This window comes from Paenibacillus sp. FSL M8-0212 (assembly GCF_038004645.1).
Lineage (GTDB): Bacteria > Bacillota > Bacilli > Paenibacillales > Paenibacillaceae > Paenibacillus.
In genome coordinates this window covers 4,970,269-4,995,897 of sequence record NZ_JBBORP010000001.1, presented here as the reverse complement: position 1 = coordinate 4,995,897, position 25,629 = coordinate 4,970,269, and the positions used below count along the sequence as shown (strand labels likewise).

Below are 25,629 nucleotides of genomic sequence, written 5' to 3'. Positions count from 1 at the left end.
ACTGAAAACCGGTCTTTTTGAACACACACTATAATTAATCATAACTTAAGATAATTTTGCTTTAATGGCATCAACTTCCTGAATCATGCGTCCAAGTACGCCATTGACGAACTTACCGGATTCTTCTGTACCAAAATATTTGGACAGTTCGATTGCTTCGTTGACAGACACTTTTGCCGGAATATCATCACGGAACACCATTTCATACGTTGACAGTCGTAGAATCTGGCGATCTACACGTGACAGACGGCTGATCTGCCAACCTTTCAAATAATCCACCAACAGCCCGTCAATCGCTTCTTTATTGTTCCATGCTCCTTGTACAATCTCAGTAACATAGGTACGCATTACATCTGCATCGCGGATAACCACTTCGGTTTCATTATCTTCAGCGGCTTCATTGATCAACATGTTTACAGCTTCTGCTGCGCCTACCTCATTCATTTCCATTTGATACAGACTTTGTACTGCAATTTCCCTTGCCAAACGTCTTTTCATGTCCTGCCTCCTGCAGCGCTCCGTCTGGAGCGTCATCATGCTTATTTTATAATCCATGCAACCATCTCATCAAATCCTTTAATAGATTGATCGATGGCTTCCACGGTATTGTTATTGTTATCCCTTTTCACAAAAAAACCTGCAATACGTTTCCTCCAAAAAACGGGCAACCTAAACTACAGCTCTATTTTCGGAAGAAACATATTGCAGGGTTCAGGTAGGTCACTTAAACGGACGCCAGCGATCGCCAAGCCATTGCCCCCACTCCCTCCAGGGAATGGACGAACCCAGCTTCGAATCGCTTCGTCTGCCTAACGTATAACCAATGAACACCAAGAGTGCAAAGAACAACATATCCCAAAAACCGATCCATACATAAAGAAATCCAAAAAAGATGCCGCCGATAATTCCGGTAATTCGGCCTCTGTGACTATCCCAAATCTCTTTCCACAGCATCAGTGAAACTCACCTCATTCCACTCGACTCTTGTAGTTAGGCGACTGGGTTACATTAGCGATATACACCGTGACAAAAGAAACCGGGATGCCCGTAATCTCTTGTACATGATCATGTATCGCCTTTTGCAGATCAGAAGTCAGCGCAGGAATAGGTGTCTCACCATCCACTACTGCACGGATCATAATCTCCAGTCCTGACTCAACCACACGTATGCGTGCCTTGACATCACGTACTCCCCGGAAACGGGAAGTTGCCTTCAAACAGAGATTCTCAATCGTCTCCATCGAAATCTGTACATCACCAAACTCAGTACGTTGATCTACAGACGGCAACGATGCACGCTCACGGCGAACCGAGATGTAGAAAAATCGCAAACTCAGGATAAACAAAATCGCTGCTGCAATAACCGACGAAACAATAACGTTTTGTTCCTGCTGGTAATTCAATTCGTAAGGCAGCACACCGCTAATCAGAAGAATGACGGCTGCCGATATTGCTCCAACGCTTATGCTGTATATAAACAACAGAAGCCGATCCAGTATTTTAGCCACGAACTGCACAGCCTCCCTTGCTCACTAACATTACTTAACCTGTTCACTAGCAAAAAATCAGATCCTCATCTAGCTTTCGCTATAATGAAGACCTGTCCAAGACGGGATAACCCCCGGCAGATGATGCCGGGGGAATCTGTCTTCTTTTATTTTACGCGCTGACTGTTCAGGTCGATCTCTTCGACTTTCTCGGTGCTCTTGAACTGAACGTCATGAATGTGCACATTCACTTCATTCACATTCAATCCTGTCATGTTCTCGATGGAACGTTTCACGTTCTGTTGAATCTCCGTAGCTACTTGTGGCAGACGGTATCCATACTCGATAATTACAGAAACATCAACTGCAGCTTCACGTTGGCCCACTTCAACTTTAACGCCTTTGGAAAGGTTTTTGCGACCAAGCAATTCAGCAAATCCGCCAGCGAATCCGCCACTCATGCCTGCAACACCTTTCACTTCAAGGGTTGCCAATCCAGCAATCACTTCAATAACTTCAGGTGCGATCTGGATTTCACCGATATCCGTTCGTTCAAATTCAGTCGGTAGTGTACTCATAACTGTTCAACACACCTTTCGCGAGATAAGTTTGCGGCCATCCGTCAGGGCGCTGGACTCAGGTTAATCAACCTTCAGAACCCTTCCGGTCCGGCTTTACCGGAACTCCTGCAAACATCCGCAAGGTGCGGGCTTATCCTTTGCAGGAGACATGCGCTCTTATTATTACATACTATATCATTTGGGCTACATTATGACAAACAAGCCCAATATACCTTTTAAATCTCGTTTTCCTCAAGAAATTTGATATCAAAGTCACCACGAATGAACGTTGGGTGCTCCAGCAATTTCTGATGGAAAGGAATAGTTGTAGATATGCCTTCAATCGCAAATTCCCCAAGCGCACGCTTCATCTTGGCAATCGCCTCTTCACGATTCGCTCCCCACACAATCAATTTTGCGATCATGGAGTCATAGAAAGGTGAAATGGTATAACCCGGATAAGCAGCACTATCTACACGAACGCCAGGTCCTCCCGGTGCAAGGTAGAATCCGATTTTGCCTGGTGATGGCATAAAGTTACGGTCCGGATCTTCTGCATTGATACGACATTCAATGGACCAGCCATTGATAACCACGTCTTCCTGACGGAATGAAAGTGGGTTGCCTTCAGCTACCGAGATCATCTCACGGATCAAATCCACGCCAGTAACCATCTCAGTAACCGGGTGCTCTACCTGAATACGCGTATTCATTTCCATGAAATAGAACTCGCCATTCGGGCTGAGCAGGAATTCCAATGTACCCGCTCCCGAGTAATCCACAGCAAGGGCAGCCCGTACCGCAGCTTCGCCCATCAGTGTACGAACATCTTCGGAGAGAATCGGACACGGAGCTTCCTCTACCAATTTCTGGCGACGACGCTGAACCGAGCAATCACGCTCTCCCAAATGTGCTGCATTTCCGTGTTTATCAGCAATGATCTGAATTTCCACGTGTTTCATACCTGTCAGGAATTTCTCCAGATATACACCTGCATTGCCAAATGCCTTTTGTGCTTCCTGCTGAGCAGCAGTAATCTGCTTAATCAGCGTTTCTTCATCTTCGGCAATACGAATTCCCTTACCTCCGCCACCAGCAGTAGCTTTGATAATAATAGGATATCCGATATCTCTAGCAATCATGATGGCTTCATCCATATTTTCAACAAGGCCGTCTGATCCAGGAATAACAGGTACTCCTGCATCTTTCATCGTCTGTTTGGCAACAGCCTTGTCACCCATTTTGGTGATGGCTTCAGGAGAAGGTCCAATAAACGTAATATTGCAAGACTCACAAATTTCCGCAAAATCAGCATTCTCCGCCAAAAAACCGTAACCAGGGTGGATTGCATCACATTCCGTCAGTGTGGCTACACTCATCAGGTTTGTGAAGTTGAGGTAACTGTCCTTAGACAGTGTCGGTCCGATACAATAAGCCTCATCTGCAAGACGAACATGCAGAGAATCCTTGTCCGCTTCCGAATAGACGGCTACCGTTGAGATGCCGATTTCACGGCAGGCACGAATAATACGTACCGCAATCTCTCCACGGTTCGCAATCAGTATTTTTTGAAATTTCATTTCGTTTTGTCCTCCTTCGAAGCTCATGCGGTTAGCTGTTTACCAGCTATAACGGTTATTCCGGTTTCACCAGGAAAAGGGGCTGCCCATACTCGACCAGCTGTCCGTTCTCAACCAGCACTTCAACGATTTCTCCCTTGATGTCCGCATCAAGCTCGTTCATCAGCTTCATAGCTTCGATGATACATACCGTTGTTTTCTCAACAACTTTATCACCAGCGCTCACAAAAGGACCCGCTTCCGGCGAGGAAGCTCTGTAAAAAGTACCTACCATCGGAGATACAATTTTATGTAAATGACTTGTAGTATCGACCTGCGGTGCAGCTTCACTTACCACTGCGGCCGGCTGTACTTGCGGAGCAGCAATCATTTGCGGTTGCACAGCAGCTGCCTGAACATACTCCGTTTTGCCCGGTTTGCGGATCGATAACCGTGATCCTTCATTTTCAATTTCCAACTCTTGAACGGAACTTTCATCTACCAGTTTAATCAGTTCTTTGATTTCACTCAATTTAAACATTTCCATTATTCACTCCTTCGGCATCATGCCAGTCTCACTAGGACGGTCATATGGCTTTATGTATTATATCATAATCATTAAAAATGGAAAGAGCCCGAGAGTACAACCAGCTCCCGGGACTGCATTTCCATGATTTGGATTACTGTTCTGTGACGTATTGCACGCTGATTTTGTTCTGTGAAACCGCCAATTCTTTCATGACCAGATCGACAATGGATACCGCCTGTTTTACATCCAGTTTGTCACTGAGGACCACAACTTTATACTTGTCGGCATCTTCTTGAACGATCGCATTAGCGTACTGTTGAGAGAGCGTCTCTTCAATGCCAGTGATTTTAGCTTCTTTTTCTTCCAGTGTACGGAGTTGCTCCGTTGCTTTGGCATTCTCCTCTGGTGTTTTGCTCAGATCACCTGCCACGGTCATCAGTTCCTCATACTTGCGATTGTTGCTTTCTTCACGTTGCCACTGGTAGTTCTGGAACTGGCTGCTCGCAGATGCTGTCGTATTCTGCTCTTCCATTTCCTTGAGGACTTCCTCATCTGTCTTGGTTGCAGTGCCGCCTGCCTGACCGTCTGTCTCCGGTGTAGTTGTTGCGCCTTTGTCGGTCTCTTTGTTGGTCTCTTTGCCTGCCTCACCCTTATTCTCGCCTGGTTCGACAGCAGGTGTTTTCTCTGTATTTCCAGCTTCTTTACCTTCCGTAGCGGCCGGTTCTTCCATAGCGCCAGCCGCACTTGGATCACTTTCAACTTCGCCGCTATTCACCACTTCATTCACAACCAAACCTTCTGTAGGATCAAGAATGCCTGCCGTCTCCTTTGCTTCCCCTTGCTTGATTCCATCCACTTGCTGACTGTCTGCCACCGGCGCGTTAATTGGACCGGAATCCTCAGTGAACAGATAATACGCGGACAAAATGACCATCAGACTCAGCATGGAAACGAGCCATACCGTTTGACGTTTGTTATTCATTAGAACTTCCTCCTCAAATTGGCTTCAATCTTATGAGAATTGAATCTTGTGATTCAACACATCAGATTAGTCTTGTTTGCGCGGTACAACCGAGATCCGGTAGGCTGCCACATTCAGTCCTTTTTCCACAGCATCGGTTATCAGGTCCTTCACAACCTTGTTCTCTGCACCCCTCGCAACCACAAGCACCCCACGAATCTGCGGTTTGAGCTTTTTGGTCACTATAGGTGTCTGATCCCCTGATATTTCGTACGTAATAATCTCGCCATCACGGGTATATTGCGTCATATGTCGCTTGCCCCCGCTGGCATCGGTTTCTTCGGTAAGTTGCTGAGAATCCTTCACGTTCCGCTGAACGACCAATTCTTCTGTGGAATCCACGGTAACCATCACATCAACCGTTCCCACACCAACAATGTTTTCCAGTACACCTTTGATTTTGTCTTCAAATGCAATTTCGATCGCCTGAAAAGGATTCTGTTCTGACGGATCACTCTGTATGGATGCCATGGATGTTGCCGGGTCCGGTGGTTCCCGACCGATATTTTCGGAATCAATTTTTTTGACATTGACAAAGGAATTGAACAGCATGATTCCCACCCCGATCAAACCGAGGATAATCAGCCAGCGGAAGGTTTGACTCCGCCTTGCCCCACCCTCTCCGCCACCCATCCAGGTTTCCATCTTTTTGAACCATTGTTTCATCGGACACCCTCCTTCTCAGAGCACTTCAGCACTTTTTGGTTCTGTCACTTGAACGTTGCTCGCATCAACATCCCACTTTTCAGTCAACAATGTAATAATCTGCACCGCATGTTCGGACCTTGTGGATGTCTCACCTTGCTGCTTCGTCTCATCTGCCTGATCACGTATAACAGGCTCGGAAGATGCTTCATTTCCACCACGCTGCCCTTTACTCACATCAATCTGTACATCAGGTACTTCGATCTGACCCACCTGGATGGGCTGCTGTGTTTGAGGTGATTTATCCTTCTCCGCTTCTGTGTCTGTTCCAAATATGGGTTGTGTATTAGCAGCAACTTCCTGCTGCCTTGCCTTCACTTCTCCCTCTGCACCCTCTCCTGCCATCTCGACCAACACACGCTGGATCACAGGCAGTTCGACGGATGAGGCAGCTTCCATCTCGGTTTCATATTTACTCATGGTCAGCTGTACCTCTACGGACCGCACCTTGGCTCCTGTTGTTTCTTCAATCTGACCTTTCATGACATTAGCCAGTTCTTTGGCTGTCCATTGTAAGGATTGTTCCTGTTCATTGGTTTGCAGCCGCTTGCCCTGAGCTAATATCTGTTCAAGTGTCGCATTCCCATCCGATGGAGCATCCATTGCCGACATGGCCCGTTTCAGTTCGCCAACCGGATCACTTTTGAGAAGCTTGGTTATGGGTGATAAAAGGGTCAGCAGGATGAGAAGGCTCAGCACAAGCTTGACATAACGTTCCATGGATCGATTGGGCAACAGCATATCCACAAAAGTCGCCAGCAGAACGATCATAATCAATTCCTGGAGCCAGTTGCTCAGCCACCCCATCCTTTCCATCCCCCTTTCTTGCCAACATACATTCAGCGCATCATGACAGTCAGATTGCCCGCGGTCAGCAAGATCGTAATTGCCAGGAAAAACATCAGCCCGACGGCTGCGAGCGCCGCAAATACGTAGATCATGCTCTTGCCGATGGCCTGGAGGCATCCTACAATCGGGGTGTCTCCTAGCGGTTGCATAATGGCACCGGTAACGTTGTATATCAAGGCAAGAGCCAGGATCTTGAGTGCCGGGAAGGCACATAGAAACAAAATGATGATTACCCCGGTGAGTCCAATTGCATTTTTGACAAGTAAAGAAGCTGTAATTACCGTATCCGTCGCATCCGCAAATGTTCTGCCCACGACAGGAACAAAGTTGCCTGCGATGTATTTGGCGGCCTTCAGGCTGACTCCATCTGCTACCGATCCCGATGCTCCCTGAACCGAGATTACACCCAAAAACATCGTCAGCAGAATACCCAGCAGTGCCACACTAATATTGCGCAGGAGGTCTGCCAGCTGTGTCAGCTTGTACTTGTCAGACAATGAACTGACAAGATGCAGAACAGCCGAGAAGAAGAGTAACGGGAATACCAGCAAGTGAATCAATGTACTCACCAGATGAATCATGAAAATGATGAGTGGATGTGTCACCGAGACGGTGATGACATTACCCATTGACGCGAGTAGTGTGAATAACAAGGGAACCATGGCCATCATGAAGTTGATCATGCCGGTTATGGCATCCTTGGCGTATCCAATCGCCACACTGAAACTGTTGATTGCAATAATGATGATGACCATATAACAGATGGAATAGGCGATTTTGCTAATATTATTTTTCTCAAATGCGGTCTGAAGTGTCTCCAGAATCATGCTGAGTACACTTAACATCACAATCGTGACCAGAAGTTTGCCATTATATAAAATTTCATGCAGCATGAAGGTTCCTATCGCTACAAACACCGATTTCAGGCTGAACCCTTCATTGCCGGGGATTAACATATCCATGAAGGAAGGGGTCTTCCCATCCGGGAAGAAACCACCGTATTGTTGCATCAGTTGATCCCAGTATTTCTCCACCTGATCCTTGGGAAGCTGATCGGCCTGCTGCTGCATCCACTCACCGGATGGTGAGCTTGCTGTAACCTGTCCCAGGATACCAAACAGAAAACAGAGCATCAGCACAACCGTAAGGCGCCACTGCGGCTTATGATGCATTGATTTCATATGAAGTCCGCACGCCCTTTCTACACCGGCATCAGCTTCATGACGGTTTCGATAATAATGCTGATGATCGGTATAGCAAGTACAAGGATCAGTACCTTACCAGCCAGTTCGATCTTGGACGCAATGCTCTCCTGACCTGCATCCCTGACAATCTGTGCGCCAAATTCAGCGATGTAGGCTATACCAATAATTTTCAGCACCGTTTTCAGATAGATACTTTCCATGCCTGAATTCTCGGCAAGCCGCTTCAACACTTCGATGACTGCACCGATTTTGCCAATCAACAACATGAAGATGACAATGCCGGTCGCGGCAGCAATCAGAAAGGCAAACATCGGTTTTTGTTCCTTAATGACCAGAATGAGCACTGTTGCGATGAGCGCCAAACCTACAACTTGGATAATTTCCACAGGTCACCACCATCCGGCTTCATGACCGTTTTTCATTGAAAAAGAAATATCGATTTGATCTCTTGTAGCAGGCTGTCCAGCATACGGACCACCATGAACAATACAACGACAAATCCGATTACGGTCACCCAGTGAGCCATATCTTCCTTTCCCATTTGTTTCAGTACCGTGTGAATCATGGCGATGATGATTCCGATACCCGCAATTTGAAAGATTGCGTTCACTTCTAGATTCATGACCTTGGCACCTCACTATCCCGGCTATTTCAGAAGATCAGAATGACGATTAACGCTCCGACAAGCATCCCGAGGCTTCGGCTCATTCGTTCATATTTCATTTGATCGGCCTGGGCACGGGATTCCTCATGCATTAGTTGTTGAATGGCTAACGATATATGTTTGGTCTGATCCTGACGGTCACTTGTGCCAAGGCTGAAGCTTAATTGCAGCATCACTTCCTTCTCGTCAGCCTTCATGGCCGATCTTCCCCACGCCAGATCCACGCCTGACTGCAGACTTTCCCGGGCAGTGAGTCCATGAGGAGGTTCCATCTGTGTGGCTGCATGAAGGAACAGCGTCTTTACAGGTTCTTTGGTCTGTGCTCCCATCTTGCCCATGGCATCGGGAAGTGGAGTGAGCCCATAGTTAATCTCCGTCATTAGTCGCTGGAGGGCTGCAATGAGTTCTCGCAACTGTCTCGGTCTTAATGCATACTGTCTGGCCTTGTAAAAACCGGCGAGGGTGCTGGCTAACAGAATAATTACCGCACCAAACATGTTAACCAAAGGCTTCACCTCCTGCCCCGGTCTGCTGCAACCCACGCATTTTGCCATCAGCCAGCCGGAAGGTCATGCCCCGGCTCGTCCGTTGCAGCTGGACATAACGTTGAAACATCTGCTCCGTAATTAAGGTTCTGAGGGCGGGTCTGGCCGACAGCTCCGATAGATCACGGCCATGAGCAGTCGCGATCACAGAGACTCCTGCATGCAGGGCTTCCATCACCGCCTCGGCATCCTCCGGACGACCGATCTCGTCCACAATCAGGACATCGGGCGACATGGAGCGAAGCATCATCATCATGCCCTCAGCCTTCGGACAACCGTCCATCACATCTGTTCGCGGACCTACGTCGAATCCAGGTACTCCTTTGTAGCTGCCAGCGATTTCGGACCTTTCATCCACAATGCCCACTTTCAGCCGCGGACGTATTCCCTGAACCAGTTCATTGCCCCCTGTAAGCTTTGTACCACTGCTAATTTGTCTCGCCAGATCTCGCAGCAACGTCGTTTTCCCTTGTTGTGGTGGTGATAGGATCAACGTGTGCAGGACCTGTCCGCTCTTCATATCGAGAAGATAAGGAAGAATACGATCAGCCACTCCATGTACCTCACGAGCTACCCGAACGTTAAACCCGTTGATATCACGCAGGTATTCGACACGCCCACCGCTTAGTACCGTTCGTCCAGCAAGCCCGATTCGATGTCCCCCAGGTATGGTGATGAACCCTTTGCGCAGTTCCTCTTCCAATGTATAAAGTGAATGGTTACTGATCAGGTCCAGCAACCTGTGCGTCACTTCTTTCTGAGGAACATACGCTTCTTCAGGATTCCCGGTCGGACAACCTTGAGGTGTCAGGAAGTGGTATGTGTTGCCTGCATTAATCTCCAGGGGCCTGCCTTCACGAATACGTACTTCCTCCACTTGTTCCAATAGAGCGGGTGGCATTCTTCCAAGAATGGTTCGGATCGGTTCCGGAAAAAGTTCCCTCCAGTTCACCTTCATGAGTAGGCTCCTCCAACCTTGAGATCATTTGGTTCACACTTCTGGCGCTTGTTCATATCTCAAGTTTATGCCTGTACATTTAATTTATGACGCTGAAATCTATCAATTCTTTAGAATACGGTTGAGAGTTGAAACCATAGATCCACCTTCTGTTCTAGGCACCCGTCTAGATGTGCATGCATATAGTAATTGCAGATAGGTAAGTTCCATTTCGGTTCAAAACAGAACTACCGATCCCCAGATACAGAAAGGAGTTGTGGGGAGTGCGAGTTGATGTCGTTGGCAATGTGAATGAAGTACGTACCATTGATATTGCAGGGCGAAGTGCAGTTGTCATTGATGTATTGTGTACGACCAGTACGATTGTTACGGCTCTGGCGTATGACGCTTCGGCTGTGATTGCCGTAGAGACCGTTCCACAAGCCAAACAAATGGAAGTGAAAGATTGCATTCGAGGCGGGGAGCGTTTTGACAAAAAAATCACCGGATTCGAAGTGGGGAATTCCCCCTATGAATATATGACTGCAGGCATTGCAGATAAAACAATCATTCTAACCACAACCGATGGAACACGAGCTTTGATTAAGGCTTCCAAGGGGAAACATGTATTCGCTGGTTCATTTCTCAATGTGCAGGCTGTTGCAGCAGCTCTATGTGAACTTCAACGAGATGTATTGCTGTTATGTGCGGGGAACCAGGATGAATTTGCTCTGGAGGACGGGTTGTGTGCTGGATGTATCATCGACGAACTTCAGCGTCAATCCTTTTCTCCCCTCCAATTAAACGATCTCGGCATCGTGCTTCATCAAGCGGTATCCCAAAGTCAGGAGAGCATCCCGGATCTGGTGCAGAGATCTGTTAGCGGACGGAGGCTTGAGAAGTTAGGCAGAGTTCATGATATTTCGTATTGTTCTCAATTAAACCTGCTGGATTGTGTTCCCGAGATGGGGGAGGGGAACCGCATGCAACCTTATAGAGGCATACGCGGGGGAAAGATGTTCAAGTTGATGTGAGAATTGTTATGAGAAAAACAAAAAAAGGTGTGCTGCTGCCCGTTGGCAACAGTACACCTTTGCTAATTTACATACACATAAAACACCTTATCTGCGATCTTGAGGTCCGCCGATAACAGCTTGCTCTGCAGTGTCGAGATCATATGCTGTATGCAATGCCTTAATGACGTCATGCAGCTTATCTCCGTCAATGACACAAGATACTTTGATCTCGGAAGTGCTCACCATCTTGATGCTCACGCCTTCAGCGGAAATGACTTTGAACATCTTCGCAGCTACACCAGGGTGACTGACCATACCTGCGCCAACAATGGAGATTTTAACGAGGTTCTCCTCTGATGTGACTTCACGGTAAGGCAAACGGCTGTGAAGGCCTTCAATGACACGTAATGCGTTCTCACGATCAGACAGCGCAACAGAGAAAGAGAAGTCCGCTTTGCCATCCATCACTCCGCTCTGAACGATAATGTCCACATCCAGCTGATTGGACGCAAGCGCACCAAATACTTCGGCCAGAACTCCTGGTACATCCGGCACACCCAGAATACTGATGCGAGCCACATTTTTGTCATAGGCAATACCACTAACCACTACGCCTTGTTCCATTGCTGCTTCCTCCTTCACAACCGTTCCTTCATTATGGTTAAAGCTGGATCTTACAATTAAAGGTACACCGGAATGCTTCGCGTACTCTACTGCACGCGGATGCAGCACCGCTGCTCCCAAATTAGCAAGTTCCAGCATTTCGTCATACGATATTTCCTTCAGCTTGCGTGCAACCTTAACGATCCGCGGGTCCGTAGAATAGATTCCGTCTACATCCGTATAGATCTCACACGCATCAGCCTTAATTGCTGCCGCCAGCGCTACAGCTGTTGTATCCGAACCACCACGACCAAGCGTTGTGATCTCGCCGTCTTCCGTCATGCCCTGGAAGCCTGCAACAATAACAATGTTGCCCTCGGCAAGTGCTGCATTCACACGGTCAGGTTGAATATCATGAATACGTGCTTTTCCGTGAACCGGCTCTGTGCGGAATCCCGCTTGCCAGCCTGTAAACGATACCGCCTTACGTCCGAGCGCTTGAATAGCCATGGATAACAAAGAGATCGAAATCTGTTCTCCTGTCGTTAAGAGCATATCCATCTCACGAGCAGGCAGATCACTATTCAGTTGTTTTGCCTGATCAATCAAATCATCTGTTGTATCCCCCATGGCCGAAACCACAACTACACACCGATGTCCTTCATCAGCTTTTTCTACAACACGTCCGGCTACACGCTTCATGCGTTCTGTATCTCCGACCGAGCTGCCCCCAAATTTCATGACGTACAATGACAACGCAAATCCACTCCCTACCTTGTGCAGTATGCATAATTAATGTCCATCGTCATTATTCTCTACGAGAAATGACTTTAACCCAGTATATTACGAAAGCGCCTGATAGGCTAATCTTTTTTCGAAAAAACCCTCTGCCAAAGGAATGGCAAAGGGTTGTTAATACCGTTTATTAGCTTACAGATTGTGAAAGTTACGCACGGGAAGAGTATTTACCTTCACGTGTGTCAATCAGGAGAACGTCACCTTCGTTAATGAACAAAGGAACCTGTACGTTCAAGCCTGTTTCCACTTTTGCATTTTTGGTAGCGCCTTGTGCAGTGTTACCTTTAACACTTGGCTCAGTCTCGATGACTTTCAACTCAACGCTTGTTGGCAAGTCAATTCCGAGGATTTCACCTTGGTAGCTAACAATCTTAACGACCATGTTTTCTTTCAGGAAGTTCAATTCCCATTCCAGTTGATCACTAGTCAATGTGAACTGATCATAAGTTTCGTTATCCATGAACGTGTGCTCTGTACCGCTTGCATACAGGTAGGATACGCCACGGTTTTCGATGATGGCACGACCAATCGTTTCGCCTGCACGGAATGTTTTTTCAACGGTGTTACCGTTACGCAGGTTTTTCAATTTGGAACGTACGAAGGCAGCGCCTTTACCTGGTTTAACGTGTTGGAAATCAAGCACGGTATAGATATCGTTATCTACTTGCACGGTCAAGCCTGTTTTAAAATCGTTTACTGAAATCACAAAAAATCCCTCCTGATATGGTTGAAAAGTAGGTGATATAAGACGATGGGTTAATATAAAAGTGAGTTCATCTGCTTGGTGACTCTGTGCGACATGACCGTTTCGGGTTCGGATCGTTCTTCCGATCGCTGTTGTCTACCCATTTTCATGATTAGAATTACATAAGGTTGAAAATGGGGAGACAAAGGCGAACGCTGACGCTTCTTCTGAATCGATTCCGTCCCCTTCACTGCGTTTGCGCTCGCATAGAATCAATCGTAGATGTACATTCCTCTATATTAAAAATCGTCTTATGTCCCTGGTGGCTGTAAATTAGCCGATTACGGTGAACTTCTTGTCCGACTTCGTGAGAATATGAATACCCGTCTCGGTAATCACTACGTCATCCTCGATACGCACGCCGCCAAGCCCGTCAATATATATACCCGGTTCAACGGTAACAACCATACCCGGTTTCAATACATCGTCGCTAAGCTTGGACAAGCGAGGAGCTTCGTGAACTTCCATACCCAGACCGTGGCCTGTGCTGTGTCCGAATTGATCTCCATATCCGTGACCTGCAATGATATCACGAGCCAATGCATCTGCTTCCCGTCCGGTCATACCCGGTTTCAGGTTCTCCAGCGTATGTAACTGAGCTTCCAGTACAATGTCATAAATTTTGCACAGTTCAGGTACAGGTGTACCTGTTGCAATGGTACGTGTCAGATCTGAACAGTATCCGTCCAAAAGTGCACCAAAGTCAAATGTAATTAACTCATTTTGTCCGATGACCTTGCTGCTCGCTACACCGTGAGGCATAGCAGAACGTTCACCCGATGCTACAATGGTGTCAAACGAAGAGGACGTTGCTCCATGTTTGCGCATGAAAAACTCCATCTCCAGATCCACTTCACGCTCCGTCATGCCTGGTTTTGCAAACTGCAAAACGTGGCTGAACGTAGCATCTGCCAGATCTGCTGCTCTCTGCATGACCGCGATCTCGTCTTCATCCTTGAACATGCGAAGTTGTTCCACGATCCCGGATACAGCTTTCAGTTCAATAGACTGCAGTGCTTCAGCATAAGCGGAGTGCGTGCCAAATGTAACACTATCCTGCTCAAAGCCCACTGCTTTGATATTCGCGGATGTCAGCAATTCGCGCACCGTATCCATTGGCTTGGCTCCATGCTCCACAACGGTAAATCCTTTGGCTTGCTGAGGCGCTTGTGACATATAACGGAAATCAGTCAGCAGATATGCATCCTGTTCCGTGATCAGCACATATCCCGCCGAGCCTGTAAAGCCCGTCATATAACGACGGTTAATCGGGTTTGTAATCAGCATTGCTGTGAGTTCACGCTCACGCATGGCTTCACGCAACTTATTTACTCGTTTGTTTTCCATCGGTAACCCTTCTTTCTCTCACATTCCCGGGTTCCCGGCTCAGGTTTGTTTGTCCAGATGACGCACAAGAGCCAGCAATCCCAGTTCATAGCTTACTTCGCCAAATCCGGCAATCTGCCCGATTGTTTCCGCTGCAATCACTGAATGATGTCTGAACGCTTCGCGTGCATGAATGTTGGATAGATGTACTTCAACCGTAGGGACTTTTACAGCATTGATTGCATCACGTATAGCATAGCTATAATGGGTAAATGCTCCGGCATTCAGTATGATTCCGTCTGACTCACCCATCGCTGCATGAATGCGGTCAATAATGTCCCCTTCATGGTTCGATTGATAAAAAGCGATGGAGACGCCAATTTCATCAGCCTGTCTGCGAATTTTGTCCTCAATATCCTTCAGACTAAGCGTTCCATAGATGCCCGGTTCGCGTACACCAAGCATGTTCAGGTTCGGACCATTGATCACAATAATTCGTTTCATCGCTGCTCCACCCTCTCTGCAAATAACCATCTGCTATTTTAACACAGCCATTGCCGGATTGAGAAGCTTTTTTGCGCTATGCCCCCGCTTGCTCCGGCTCGCGTTTACGTTCATCCGTGTACTCCATGGCTACCGTGTAACCAATGAACAGCCCCCATAGTAAAAAGAAACAGAGTTCCGTGATGATTGAATCCCACGTTAAACCGTTCAAAGGTTTCATCATACCCAGTTTTGGTCCGACCAGTACAAAGAGAATCAGCCACCAGACAATTCCATACACCATGCCAGGTATAGGCCCTTTCAATTTTCTAATCGTGAACGTGTAAAGCAAGGATGCCAAGATGGAAAAGACGATAAAAAACAGCCAGCCTGTCAAATGTCCTGCTGCGGTATATATATATTCATGTTTGAAAAAAGGCTCGGCCAGAAATCCGACAGGTACAATTGTAAAATGCAACAGATAGAATAGCCAATGTAGCCCACCCCATATAAAACCGGCAAAAAAGCCTAGCTCTAACGCAAAGGAAAATGGCTTCGTGTAGTAGTGAGCTTGACCTTGCCTCTGGGTAGGGCGCCTGCCCTTGTCTTTTTGCTGGCGTTCTTTCGGACGTTGACCTTCATCTTGTGATGTATCTTCATGCTTACGTTCTGTCATCGATATTCTCCTTCATTCAGTTGATAATCCCGCATTATGCCTCGAATTTCCGCTCCGATTCTACGAGGTAGTATGTTCAAAACAGGACAATCTTAACAACATCCTTCAAGGTTTGACTCACAAACTAGAAATTGGTCTCAAAATTCGATACAATAGGGTTATTAAACTGCCTTTGATCGCGAAGGCTTAGAACAGAATAGGAAGGTGAATAATTTGCCTCAACAATCCAAGCCTGTCAGCTATGGGGGGCAAGCTGTCATTGAAGGCGTAATGTTCGGTGGGAAACATGTCAACGTTACAGCTGTTCGTAGAAAAGACGGCGAAATTACGTATCTGGAAGTTCCCAAGCAAGACAAGTCCTGGGTCACGAAATTGCGGCGGATTCCTTTATTACGCGGAATTGTCAGCATTATAGATTCAAGTGTCAAAGGTAGCAGACATCTCAATTATTCTGCTGACGCCTATGCTGATGATGAACTGGAACCGGAAGAGAAAGCCAAGCAAAAAGATAAAGAAGGTTCAGGCTGGAGTCTCAGCATGATCATTGGTGTGACCGCCGTAGCCATCCTTTCATTCCTTTTTGGTAAAGTTGTGCTCACATTGCTTCCTGTTGTTATCGAGAATTTTCTATTCAAAAATGCATTCGACAATCAGTTTTTGCATAATTTACTGGAAGGCGGCATTAAGCTGATCCTGTTACTCGCCTATCTGTGGTTAATCTCACAGACACCGATGATTAAACGTCTCTTCCAGTATCATGGAGCGGAACACAAAGTAATCAGCGCACATGAAGCTGGTGAAGAACTGACACCGGAGAACGTGCAAAAGTACAGCCGACTGCACTACCGCTGCGGAAGCAGTTTCATTATGTTGACTGTCATCATTGGAGTGTTTCTATACTCCCTCTTCACGTACGATAACCTCTGGGAACGGATGGGTCAGCGTCTGTTGTTATTGCCAGTTGTGCTAGGCATTTCTTTTGAACTGTTAAAGCTCACGAATTCAGTCCGTGATATTCCTGTACTGCGTTATCTCGGATACCCGGGATTGTGGCTGCAATTGCTGACAACAAAAGAACCGACCAACGAACAGGTAGAAGTATCCATTGCTTCGTTTAACCGTATGCGTGAGTTGGATGCCAAGCTTGCCAATGTCTCTGCTACGTCAGAAGTACCTGTTGCAACACTCGATCCTGTGAAAGGGTGAATGATATGAACAAGCAGGCAATCTTATTTTGGACGTTCATCGCACTAGCTGCTGTTGGAGTCTTGACTTGGCTGGGGAACGCTAGTCCATCCAGGATCATTATTCCTCTGGTCGTGTTCGGAGCTGTATTCCTGCTGTACAAATATCCGCCTCGTCGCTGGGCAAGCAAAACCAAATCACCAAAGATCAAGCCATCGGCTCGAACCATGGCGAAAGTCAATGCACAGTCCAGTGCCAGAAAGAGCAGCGGCTCTTCTAAGAAACGCAAGGATTATCCTTTCCAAGTGATTCAGGGACAAAAAGGTAAAAGCGATGAAGATATACCGAAATTTCATTAAAAGTTACTGATATACAAAAAAGCAGTTCTCCCAATATGCGGAGAATTGCTTTTTTCGCGTTTATACAGGAATCAGAGGCGGAGCTTCTGCCTGTTTCTTGCGCAATTCTTTTCTTTGTTTGTCCAGCTGTTCATCATACACTTTCATATTCCACCCGTTGAAAAATTCACTCCCTGCGGTAGTACCTGATCGATATAAGGCCGTGCTGTCCTGTAACGATAAATGAAATTGCGTTGGTTTAATCCCAAGCGTTGGTATCTTCACTGTCCGAAACCGGTTAATCTGTTCGATGTAGCGTTCATCATGTGCTGTGAGCATCGTCTCCACAAGGGCCTGAAGCATGCTTAACGGTCCTTTAATCCGGGCAGGTTCCACTTCCGTCTTCCCCACCATTTTGAATCCGACAACCGGAATAACGTCTCCTCCTCGTTCCGTACGATCCCCATCGAAGAGCCACAACGGAAAATTGCTAAGCAATCCACCATCCACTACATATACGAACTGATCTTGAAAAGGAAGTCCTTTGGAGAATACTGGCGATTTGCGTATGACTACCGGATCGAAAAAATACGGAATACTGCAACTCATACGTACGGCTTTTGCCACATCCAGCTTCGCAGGATCAATGCCGAACCGACGAATATCGTCCGGCAGCACCAGAATGGTCCCATTGGATATATCGGATGCGGTAATAAGCAACTTGCCTTGCGGCAAGTCAGCGAATGTGCGAATCCCTTTCTGCTCCAACATCTTGCGAATCCATGATTCCAGCGCTTCTCCCGAATACAGTCCTTTCTTCAAGAACAGCCTTGCTGCGGGTCCGATCCATCGGGTATTAAATATGGGGGAACGACGCAGCAATGAAACAAAGGGTGTATTCTCAATAATGACTTTCATCTCTTCGGCCCGGTAACCCGCCGCTAGCAGAGCAGCTACAATGGAGCCGGATGACGTGCCGGCCACTCGATTGAACTGAATGCCACAATCTTGAGCACCCTGCACAGCACCCGCAAGCGATATTCCCTTGACGCCTCCACCTTCAAATACCGCGTTAATTAACATAACAAAAAACCCCCGTTCTCCAGGCAGCCACGTTTCTACTGCCACTCTATGAGAACAAGGGTTTGTCTTATCACTGTATTGTTAAAATGTTTTATAGACCATAGTAGGCTTTTAATTTGGCAATCAAGCCGAGAGGGTTCTTCGTCAAGTACTGTGAACTAAAGAAAATATCCCCTTTGACCGAACCATACTTCTTGTTGTAGTTCAGCTGATCGATGATCTCCTGTGAAGTCTGCCAGCCAATTTCCGGCGTACCTAACTTATAAGGAGAGTGACCGATATACAATTTTACATTTGTGTTAGCCACTTCATTCGCCCACCAGTCCACGACTTTGTCGTATCTGGCTACACTTAGTGTCATACTCCAATACACCTGAGGAGCGACATAGTCGATCCACTCCTGGTTAATCCATGTCCGCACATCTGCATTCATGCTATCATACGCGGTTACTCCTGCTTTGGTATCAGAGCCAGTCAGATCAACGGATTTGTTACGCCATACACCAAATGGACTAATTCCATATTCAACGTTAGCTTTCACGCGGTGAATGCTCTGTCCGAGCTGCTTAACGAACTGATTGATATTGTCCCGACGCCACTCAGCACGGTCTTTCGTATTCAATGTGTTATAGGTTTTGAAGGCGGCATCATCATTAAAAGTCACATTGGATGGATAGAAATAATCATCCAGATGTACACCATCAATATCATACTGATTGACCACTTCCATGATTGTATCGATAATATGCTGTCTGGCTTCCGGGATACCCGGGTTAATGTACATTTTGCCGGATGCATTCACAATCCAGTCGGGATGAAGTTTGGAGATGTGATTTGCAGCCAAGTTCGTTGTACTCGCTGAGTTGGTCGCTCTAAACGGATTAAACCAGGCATGGAACTCCAGGCCCCGCTTGTGAGCTTCCTCAACCATGAAAGCGAGGGGATCATAGCCTGGATCTTTACCTTGTGTTCCTGTCAATACGCTGTTCCAAGGTACCAGACCTGAAGGATAGATGGCATCCCCATTGGCTCTCACTTGGACAAATACGGCATTAATGCCCATACCTTGCAAAGTATCTAGCTGTTTCGTATACTCCTGTTTTTGCTTCTCTACATTTCCCTTGGCACCGGATGTAGGCCAGTCTCCATTCACAGTGGAAATCCAGGCTCCCCGCATCTCTTCAGAAGCTGGTACAGTGCCCGTACCTCCAGGCTCCGCTGGGGTTGCCGGGGTTGGTTCAGGAGTTGGGACTGATTCGTCTCCTGTGTACAGATCAATGGTCTGGGCTGCCTGATTCCAGTTCACTCGAATGCCAAGATTCTCACTGACGAATCGAATGGGTACCATGACCCGACCTTGTTTCAATTCGACCGATGCATCCAGACCAAATACAGCGTTATCCACGGTCGCCTGCTGGCGCCCGCTCGTCATAGAGATGACTGAATCGGATTTCTGAATGGTCACGGTACGAGTAGCTTGAGACCATAAAACAGACGCACCCAGTCCTTCGCTAATAACACGCAGAGGTACCATCGTTACATTTACTTTGGGCAAGATGTAGGGTGATACATCCGATTCCAAACGGTTGCCGTCTAGAAAAATAGCGATTTCCTTCTGCCCGGCTGCTTGTGCCGTCATGCCTGCTGTCTGTAATCCAAGTACAAAAATGAGCAGCAGCATCAATCCTTTACGAACGTTCATTAGTGCAGTCCTCCAAAATCATTATAAATTTGCGGTAAATTCTACTAGTTTAATAGACGCTCCTACCCTTCGTTTAGTTGCGAAAAATCACCAAATTATGGTGTTAATCCAAACAAAAAAATGCTTCCTGCCATTAAAACGGCAAGAAGCATCCTTTGATCACAGGATACGATTCATTGTATATCACCATGTTGAAACCACTGCTGAAACTTAAGACTCCGTATTACTCATGACGTCCTGAAGATTTTTGAGGTCACGCAACCGACTCTCATCCTGACGGAAGTATTCAACCAAGGACTCAATGCATGTAATGGAGTCCCAGCTCAGATGATGTTCAATGCCTTCAACATCATTGTAGATATTTTCTTCCTGAACACCAATCGTTGTCAAAAATTGTTCAAGCAGATGATGGCGCTCCATCAAACGTTTGCCCATCTTTTTGCCTTTTGGCGTAAGCACCAGTCCGCGGTACTTCTCATAGATCAGGTACTCGTCTTTGTCCAGCTTTTGGATCATCTTCGTCACCGATGAAGGATGTACTTCCAGTCCTTCAGCTATATCAGACACACGAGCATAGCCCTTTTCATCAATTAATTTGTATATACGCTCCAAATAATCTTCCATACTGGGCGTTGGCATCTGCTTCCCTCTTTTCTCTCTGACCGGCCCCTATTCGTGCCTGGTCCCTATCTTATAATGATACATGTTATCAATACGCATTGGCAAGTCCTGCACAGTTCGCAGCGCGCTCTTACACAAGTAATTGGCAGGCGTGACTTCTACCCAAACGAGGCAAACTAAACAAAGTTCCGCATCGAAAGGAGTGATTTCGTGAGTACAAGTGTAGCCTCACCGCCAGTTCGTAAAGCAAAAGGTACTAAACCCTTTATTCCCGATTTGGTGTATTTTGAACCCGGTGCGTTGGAATATGATAAAGGCAAACGGATTATGGAGTGGGTGACATCCAAAAACATACCTTATCAGATGACCACATCCCATAACCGAATCACAAACCTGCCGGGTGAAACCGAACAAGAAAAATATCGGATGGCAAAGCGTACTCTGGTCGTTGGTGTGCGCAAAACACTCAAGTTTGACCAGTCGAAACCTTCAGCGGAATATGCCATTCCCATCTCTACAGGCTGTATGGGGCACTGCCATTATTGTTATCTTCAAACTACCCTTGGTGCCAAGCCTTATGTCCGTGTCTACGTTAACACTGAGGAGATCATTCAGGCTGCCAAAGGATACATCGAAGAACGCGCGCCTGAGATCACAAGATTTGAAGCCGCCTGTACGTCTGATCCGGTAGGACTCGAGCATATCACGGAAAATTTAAGTGACTTGATCCGTTTTATGGCAGATGAAGAATACGGACGCTTGCGCTTTGTAACCAAATATCATCACGTTGATCCGTTGCTGAACATCAAGCATAACGGTCACACCCGTATCCGGTTTAGCGTCAATTCGGATTATGTCATCAAAAACTTTGAACCGGCTACCTCCAGATTTGAGGAACGCATTGAAGCTGCTGGCAAAATTGCACACGCCGGTTATCCCCTGGGATTCATTATCGCTCCTATTATGTGGTATGAAGGCTGGGAAGAAGGATACTCGGAGCTTTTGCAGAAGTTGGCAGATACACTTCCAGAGGAAGCAACCAAGGATCTTACGTTTGAGATGATCCAGCACCGTTTTACCAAAACGGCTAAAGCAACGATTGAGAAGCGTTATCCTAAAACCAAGCTGGAGATGGATATTGAGAAACGCAAGATGAAATGGGGCCGCTGGGGTCAGTACAAGTATGTGTATAAGGATGACCAGCAAGATGCGCTGCGCGAATTCATAACGGAACGGATCTTTGAACATTTTCCACTAGCCAATATTGATTACTTCACCTAAACGAAAAACAGGATTGCCCAAAATCATATGCAGTTAAAAGCATTTCTAACAAACGATTAAAAAGCAGGTTACATGACCCAGAGTGTCTCGGGTAACATGTAGCCTGCTATGTCATACATAATAAAACTTAAATTCCGTTCATCCGTTTAAATAATCATCCAGTCTGGTGTAATCTGCTGCAACCAGATCGTAATCTTTGTCATCTGATCTGTAAAAAGCAATACCCCAAGGAACAACATTAATGCTCCCCCGACCTTCATCATGACATTGGAATACCGTAAGATCCAGCGTGTCGAACCAATGAAAAACGCCAAAATGAAAAACGGGATGGCAAACCCAGCAGTATAACCTGTAATCAACGCCAGCCAGGTTGTGGGCTCACTTGCAGCCATCGCAATGATCGCTGTTAGAATAGGACCAATACACGGCGACCAGCCTGCTGAGAAACCGATGCCAAATATAAAAGAGCCCAGATAGCCTGCTGGTTTCCATTTCATATCCAGCTTTCGTTCCTTCATTAGAAACTGCGGCTTGAACACCCCAAGCAAAAATAACCCCATAAGCATAATCAGAATCGCAGACAATTGCCGAATCAGTTCGCGGTTATCGTTGAAAAATTGACCAAACAGTCCCGCACCAAGGCCAAGTGAATAAAACACAGCCGAGAAGCCTAAAATAAACGCCAGCGTATGCGTCATGGTCTTAAAGCGGACTTCGCGCTGATTGCGGTCATCCTTCAATTGTTGCACCGTCATACCTGTAATGTAGGAGAGGTATGATGGATACAGCGGAAGACAACATGGTGATATAAATGAGACTAAACCTGCTACAAAAGCCATCCATACATTAACATCAGGCATGAAGCGGATGTCTCCCTTCCCGGGCTCACGTGCTTGCTCGTTCAGTCATCAGGCTCGGAACCCTTTTTTTCCAATCATCGTCAGAATCAGCATCATGATCAGCAGTAATACAATCGTTGCTCCAGGTGCGAGGTTCCAGATACCTGCTACAACCAGTCCAAGGACTACGGCAATTTCGCCAATCACCACGGACAAAATAATGGCGGATTTGAAACTCCGGGCCATCAACAGGCTGACCGCTACCGGAATGGTCAATAGCGCTGACACCAGAAGCGCACCGACAATCTTGATCGCCGTGCTAATGACAAGTGCTGTCATCACAGTGATTAACATGTTCAGAATTCTTACAGGCAACCCTGTAACCGCTGCCGCATCTTCCTCAAAGCTGAGCAGGAAAAATTCCTTATGTAACAATGCCACTACAATCACCACGATCAGTGTAACCACACCTACAAGCTTCAGATCCGTAGCGTCTAATGTATATATACTGCCGAACAAATAACTCATGACATCTGCATTATATCCTTTGCCCAGCGTGAAGAACAAGGAAGCAAGAGCCACACCACCGGACATGATAATGGCAATCGATAATTCGGCGTAACTCTTGTACGCTTTGCGCAATTTCTCTATCGCAAATGAAGCAAGCACGGCAAATATCAAGCCCACCGCAATGGGATACACTTCAATCAGGAATCCAAGTGCAACACCGGCAATGGTCACATGAGACAAGGTGTCTCCGATCATGGATAACCGCCGTAAGACCAGGAACAGTCCGATTAACGGAGCGGTAATGCCAATTAACAACCCACCCGCCAGGGCACGCTGAAAAAAATCACTCATTAATATTTCCAAAACAAACACGACTCCTTCGGCCTTACTCTAATCTAATGGGCCATAAATACGGCTAGCGTACCTGTGCAGTGGTATGTTGCAGATTGGTCTCAGCACAATCCTGTACCTCATGCGAATGACGGACATGAAAATTAATTTTGCCATTCGTTACCGCAGCTTCAGAACCCAGATAACTCTCCATCCGATCCATATCATGAGACACCATTAGAAAAGTCATACGGTGATGTTCATGCATATGGGTAATCAGTTCAAAGAAACTGGCCTGTGATTCAGCATCAATACCTACGGTAGGTTCATCCAGAATCAACAGATCCGGGTGATTGATAAGCGCTCGTGCCAAAAATACACGCTGCTGTTGTCCGCCGGACAGTTGACCAATACGTTTGTTCGCCAGATCCTCGATCCGCATGACCTGCATCGCATCCGTGCACTGTTGCTGGCATTTGCGAGACATACGACGAAACATGTTTTTGTTATTGTACAAGCCTGACATAACCACTTCACGAACGGTCGCAGGGAACAACGGGTTAAATGCATTCTTTTGCGGCACATAACCGATTCGGTCCCAGTCCTTGAACCTGCGGATCGACTGTCCGAATAGTTTGATATCTCCCTGCGCAGGAGGAAGAAGTCCTACCAGCATACGCAGCAATGTCGTTTTACCCGCCCCATTGGAACCGATAATCCCGACAAAGTCCCGCTCTTGGGCCATAAAATCGAGATTCTCAATCACTCGCTGGTCCCCGTAGGAAAATGATAGTTTCTCGATCTCTATAATTGGATCATGACATAGTGGCATGATTTGCTGCATGGCAAAGCCGCCCTTCATTATATATAAGAATCCCATAGCGTCCTAAGAGCCTTCACCGTGAACGGTAAAGACTCTTCGATCTGAATCCTTCATTCTATCTTATTTTAATGCGATCAGCAGATTTTGCAAATTTTTCTCCATCAGGGTGAAATAATCATCCCCGTTTGTTGCCTGTTCCTTGGTCAATCCCTCAACCGGATTAAGGACCATGGTCTCCACTCCTGCTTCACTTGCCAGTGTTTTCGCCAATTTATCAGATACCAGCTCTTCGAAGAAAATGTACTTAATGCCTTCATCTTTAACCAGTTTCGCAAGCTTCACAATATCCTGTCCTGTCGGTTCAGCATCCGGGGAAAGTCCCATAATGGCATGTTGGGTTAATCCATAATCACGTGCAAGGTAGCCAAATGCTTGGTGCGAGACAACAATTTCGTTGTTTGGTACGGTAGCCAATTCATCTGTAAAACGTTGATCCAGCGTCTCAAGCTTCGTACGAAGCTCTTCATAACGTTGTTCGTAACCTGCTTTGTGATCGGGATCTGCCTCGACCAGACTATTTTTGATGTTTTCAGCCATGATCATGGCTGATTTCGGACTAACCCACGTATGTGGATCAATATGATGATCAGCGACATCTTCACTGGTAGCCTCATCTGTATGTTCTTCCGCATGCTCGTCTTCGTGCTCTTCACCGTGACCATGCCCATCATCACCCTCAGCGGTTAACAGCTTAACACCTTCACTGACGGCAACAGACTTCACCTCTGTATCGCTATTCAGCGACTTCAGGAAATTCGGCACCCATCCTTCCAGTCCAGCTCCATTATAGAAAAACAGCTGTGCCTTGGACGTATTAACAATATCCTGACTCTTCGGAGTCCAGTCATGTGGCTCTACTCCTGTTGGCAGCAGGTTAATGACATTGGCATCCTCACCACCGATTGCAGTCGTAAAAGCATATACAGGATAAAATGTCGTCACAACGTTTACCTTGCCTTCCACAATCTTCGCACTATTGGAACTATCCTGCCCACACGCTGACAATACCAGCAAAGTGAGAATAAGCAAACCCGTCCACAGTACCTTCATGTTGCCTCTTTTGCTCGTCTTCCCAGTCCGGTTAGACTGAACTTGATGTTGCACTTTATAAAATGTCATTATGATTCACTCCGCATCTCTTAATCGTAA

The 25,629-nt window shown here is 46.7% G+C and carries 30 protein-coding genes; 4 read left to right on the top strand and 26 right to left on the bottom strand.

Going from position 1 to position 25,629, the window contains the following annotated elements; genetic code table 11:
• Nucleotides 1-45: 45 nt before the first annotated feature.
• The 14 genes from nusB to spoIIIAA all read right to left on the bottom strand — a co-directional run bounded on the left by nusB (nt 46) and on the right by spoIIIAA (nt 10,082).
• Nucleotides 46-498, bottom strand: coding sequence for a transcription antitermination factor NusB (gene nusB, locus MKX68_RS22015; RefSeq protein WP_017687596.1), 453 nt, complete (start codon nt 496-498; stop codon nt 46-48).
• Between the two features lie 222 nt (nt 499-720).
• Nucleotides 721-954 carry a DUF2273 domain-containing protein gene (locus MKX68_RS22010; RefSeq protein ID WP_017687595.1) on the bottom strand — a complete coding sequence of 78 codons (234 nt, stop codon included), beginning with the start codon at nt 952-954 and terminating at the stop codon, nt 721-723.
• A 14-nt stretch (nt 955-968) separates the two neighbouring features.
• Nucleotides 969-1,508 (bottom strand): alkaline shock response membrane anchor protein AmaP, encoded by a 540-nt coding sequence (gene amaP / locus MKX68_RS22005; protein WP_340914089.1) that lies wholly within the window; start codon nt 1,506-1,508, stop codon nt 969-971.
• Nucleotides 1,509-1,654: 146 nt separating this feature from the next.
• Nucleotides 1,655-2,065 (bottom strand): Asp23/Gls24 family envelope stress response protein, encoded by a 411-nt coding sequence (locus tag MKX68_RS22000; protein ID WP_017687593.1) that lies wholly within the window; start codon nt 2,063-2,065, stop codon nt 1,655-1,657.
• A gap of 218 nt (nt 2,066-2,283) precedes the next feature.
• Complete coding sequence (gene accC / locus MKX68_RS21995) at nt 2,284-3,627, bottom strand: acetyl-CoA carboxylase biotin carboxylase subunit (RefSeq protein ID WP_036614375.1); 1,344 nt, start codon at nt 3,625-3,627, stop codon at nt 2,284-2,286.
• Between the two features lie 55 nt (nt 3,628-3,682).
• Nucleotides 3,683-4,147 carry an acetyl-CoA carboxylase biotin carboxyl carrier protein gene (gene accB, locus MKX68_RS21990; RefSeq protein WP_036614903.1) on the bottom strand — a complete coding sequence of 155 codons (465 nt, stop codon included), beginning with the start codon at nt 4,145-4,147 and terminating at the stop codon, nt 3,683-3,685.
• A gap of 139 nt (nt 4,148-4,286) precedes the next feature.
• Nucleotides 4,287-5,117 carry a SpoIIIAH-like family protein gene (locus tag MKX68_RS21985; protein WP_340914088.1) on the bottom strand — a complete coding sequence of 277 codons (831 nt, stop codon included), beginning with the start codon at nt 5,115-5,117 and terminating at the stop codon, nt 4,287-4,289.
• A gap of 66 nt (nt 5,118-5,183) precedes the next feature.
• Nucleotides 5,184-5,822 (bottom strand): stage III sporulation protein AG, encoded by a 639-nt coding sequence (spoIIIAG, locus tag MKX68_RS21980; RefSeq protein WP_017687589.1) that lies wholly within the window; start codon nt 5,820-5,822, stop codon nt 5,184-5,186.
• A gap of 15 nt (nt 5,823-5,837) precedes the next feature.
• Nucleotides 5,838-6,668: a stage III sporulation protein AF gene (gene spoIIIAF, locus MKX68_RS21975; protein WP_340914087.1), complete on the bottom strand. Its 831-nt coding sequence runs from the start codon at nt 6,666-6,668 to the stop codon at nt 5,838-5,840.
• Nucleotides 6,669-6,700: 32 nt separating this feature from the next.
• Nucleotides 6,701-7,891, bottom strand: coding sequence for a stage III sporulation protein AE (gene spoIIIAE, locus MKX68_RS21970; protein ID WP_339782921.1), 1,191 nt, complete (start codon nt 7,889-7,891; stop codon nt 6,701-6,703).
• A gap of 20 nt (nt 7,892-7,911) precedes the next feature.
• Nucleotides 7,912-8,301 (bottom strand): stage III sporulation protein AD, encoded by a 390-nt coding sequence (gene spoIIIAD / locus MKX68_RS21965; protein WP_017687586.1) that lies wholly within the window; start codon nt 8,299-8,301, stop codon nt 7,912-7,914.
• Between the two features lie 32 nt (nt 8,302-8,333).
• The gene (gene spoIIIAC / locus MKX68_RS21960) at nt 8,334-8,537 is read right to left on the bottom strand and encodes a stage III sporulation protein AC (RefSeq protein ID WP_017687585.1); all 204 of its coding nucleotides are present in this window, start codon (nt 8,535-8,537) and stop codon (nt 8,334-8,336) included.
• Between the two features lie 29 nt (nt 8,538-8,566).
• On the bottom strand, nt 8,567-9,085 hold the full coding sequence (gene spoIIIAB / locus MKX68_RS21955) for a stage III sporulation protein SpoIIIAB (RefSeq protein ID WP_036614389.1): 519 nt from the start codon (nt 9,083-9,085) through the stop codon (nt 8,567-8,569).
• Nucleotides 9,078-10,082, bottom strand: coding sequence for a stage III sporulation protein AA (gene spoIIIAA / locus MKX68_RS21950; RefSeq protein WP_340914086.1), 1,005 nt, complete (start codon nt 10,080-10,082; stop codon nt 9,078-9,080). Before spoIIIAA ends, spoIIIAB begins: the two co-directional genes overlap by 8 nt.
• A gap of 263 nt (nt 10,083-10,345) precedes the next feature.
• Between spoIIIAA and MKX68_RS21945 the strand changes: the two genes are divergently transcribed.
• Nucleotides 10,346-11,095 carry a 2-phosphosulfolactate phosphatase gene (locus MKX68_RS21945; RefSeq protein WP_340914085.1) on the top strand — a complete coding sequence of 250 codons (750 nt, stop codon included), beginning with the start codon at nt 10,346-10,348 and terminating at the stop codon, nt 11,093-11,095.
• A gap of 87 nt (nt 11,096-11,182) precedes the next feature.
• Here MKX68_RS21945 and MKX68_RS21940 read toward each other — a convergent pair whose 3' ends face one another.
• From MKX68_RS21940 to MKX68_RS21920, 5 genes are all read right to left on the bottom strand, one after another.
• Nucleotides 11,183-12,436 (bottom strand): aspartate kinase, encoded by a 1,254-nt coding sequence (locus MKX68_RS21940; protein ID WP_047843625.1) that lies wholly within the window; start codon nt 12,434-12,436, stop codon nt 11,183-11,185.
• A 190-nt stretch (nt 12,437-12,626) separates the two neighbouring features.
• Entirely contained in the window at nt 12,627-13,184 is a 558-nt protein-coding gene (gene efp / locus MKX68_RS21935) for an elongation factor P (protein WP_017687580.1), read from the bottom strand.
• Nucleotides 13,185-13,496: 312 nt separating this feature from the next.
• On the bottom strand, nt 13,497-14,570 hold the full coding sequence (locus MKX68_RS21930; RefSeq protein WP_340914084.1) for a M24 family metallopeptidase: 1,074 nt from the start codon (nt 14,568-14,570) through the stop codon (nt 13,497-13,499).
• A 39-nt stretch (nt 14,571-14,609) separates the two neighbouring features.
• A complete protein-coding gene (gene aroQ / locus MKX68_RS21925; RefSeq protein WP_340914083.1) occupies nt 14,610-15,053 on the bottom strand; it encodes a type II 3-dehydroquinate dehydratase in 444 nt (147 codons plus the stop codon).
• 76 nt (nt 15,054-15,129) lie between these two features.
• Nucleotides 15,130-15,708, bottom strand: a complete 579-nt coding sequence (locus MKX68_RS21920) for a YqhR family membrane protein (protein ID WP_339782918.1) — start codon at nt 15,706-15,708, stop codon at nt 15,130-15,132.
• 213 nt (nt 15,709-15,921) lie between these two features.
• Here MKX68_RS21920 and MKX68_RS21915 point away from each other — a divergent pair, with 213 nt between their 5' ends.
• A complete protein-coding gene (locus MKX68_RS21915; RefSeq protein ID WP_124116156.1) occupies nt 15,922-16,914 on the top strand; it encodes a DUF1385 domain-containing protein in 993 nt (330 codons plus the stop codon).
• A gap of 5 nt (nt 16,915-16,919) precedes the next feature.
• Nucleotides 16,920-17,252, top strand: coding sequence for a hypothetical protein (locus tag MKX68_RS21910; RefSeq protein ID WP_036614407.1), 333 nt, complete (start codon nt 16,920-16,922; stop codon nt 17,250-17,252).
• A 60-nt stretch (nt 17,253-17,312) separates the two neighbouring features.
• Here MKX68_RS21910 and MKX68_RS21905 read toward each other — a convergent pair whose 3' ends face one another.
• The 3 genes from MKX68_RS21905 to mntR all read right to left on the bottom strand — a co-directional run bounded on the left by MKX68_RS21905 (nt 17,313) and on the right by mntR (nt 20,655).
• Nucleotides 17,313-18,314 (bottom strand): patatin-like phospholipase family protein, encoded by a 1,002-nt coding sequence (locus MKX68_RS21905; protein WP_091028801.1) that lies wholly within the window; start codon nt 18,312-18,314, stop codon nt 17,313-17,315.
• A 91-nt stretch (nt 18,315-18,405) separates the two neighbouring features.
• Complete coding sequence (locus MKX68_RS21900; RefSeq protein WP_340914082.1) at nt 18,406-20,016, bottom strand: family 10 glycosylhydrolase; 1,611 nt, start codon at nt 20,014-20,016, stop codon at nt 18,406-18,408.
• Nucleotides 20,017-20,226: 210 nt separating this feature from the next.
• A complete protein-coding gene (gene mntR, locus MKX68_RS21895) occupies nt 20,227-20,655 on the bottom strand; it encodes a transcriptional regulator MntR (protein WP_062835284.1) in 429 nt (142 codons plus the stop codon).
• A gap of 192 nt (nt 20,656-20,847) precedes the next feature.
• On the opposite strand from mntR, the gene splB reads away from it, so the two are divergent.
• Complete coding sequence (splB, locus tag MKX68_RS21890) at nt 20,848-21,918, top strand: spore photoproduct lyase (RefSeq protein WP_338587763.1); 1,071 nt, start codon at nt 20,848-20,850, stop codon at nt 21,916-21,918.
• 146 nt (nt 21,919-22,064) lie between these two features.
• Here splB and MKX68_RS21885 read toward each other — a convergent pair whose 3' ends face one another.
• From MKX68_RS21885 to MKX68_RS21870, 4 genes are all read right to left on the bottom strand, one after another.
• Nucleotides 22,065-22,778, bottom strand: coding sequence for a cytochrome c biogenesis CcdA family protein (locus MKX68_RS21885; RefSeq protein ID WP_036614418.1), 714 nt, complete (start codon nt 22,776-22,778; stop codon nt 22,065-22,067).
• A gap of 48 nt (nt 22,779-22,826) precedes the next feature.
• Complete coding sequence (locus tag MKX68_RS21880) at nt 22,827-23,630, bottom strand: metal ABC transporter permease (protein WP_017687569.1); 804 nt, start codon at nt 23,628-23,630, stop codon at nt 22,827-22,829.
• A gap of 52 nt (nt 23,631-23,682) precedes the next feature.
• Complete coding sequence (locus MKX68_RS21875; RefSeq protein ID WP_091018152.1) at nt 23,683-24,441, bottom strand: metal ABC transporter ATP-binding protein; 759 nt, start codon at nt 24,439-24,441, stop codon at nt 23,683-23,685.
• Between the two features lie 99 nt (nt 24,442-24,540).
• Complete coding sequence (locus MKX68_RS21870) at nt 24,541-25,530, bottom strand: metal ABC transporter solute-binding protein, Zn/Mn family (protein ID WP_340914081.1); 990 nt, start codon at nt 25,528-25,530, stop codon at nt 24,541-24,543.
• Nucleotides 25,531-25,629: the final 99 nt, after the last annotated feature.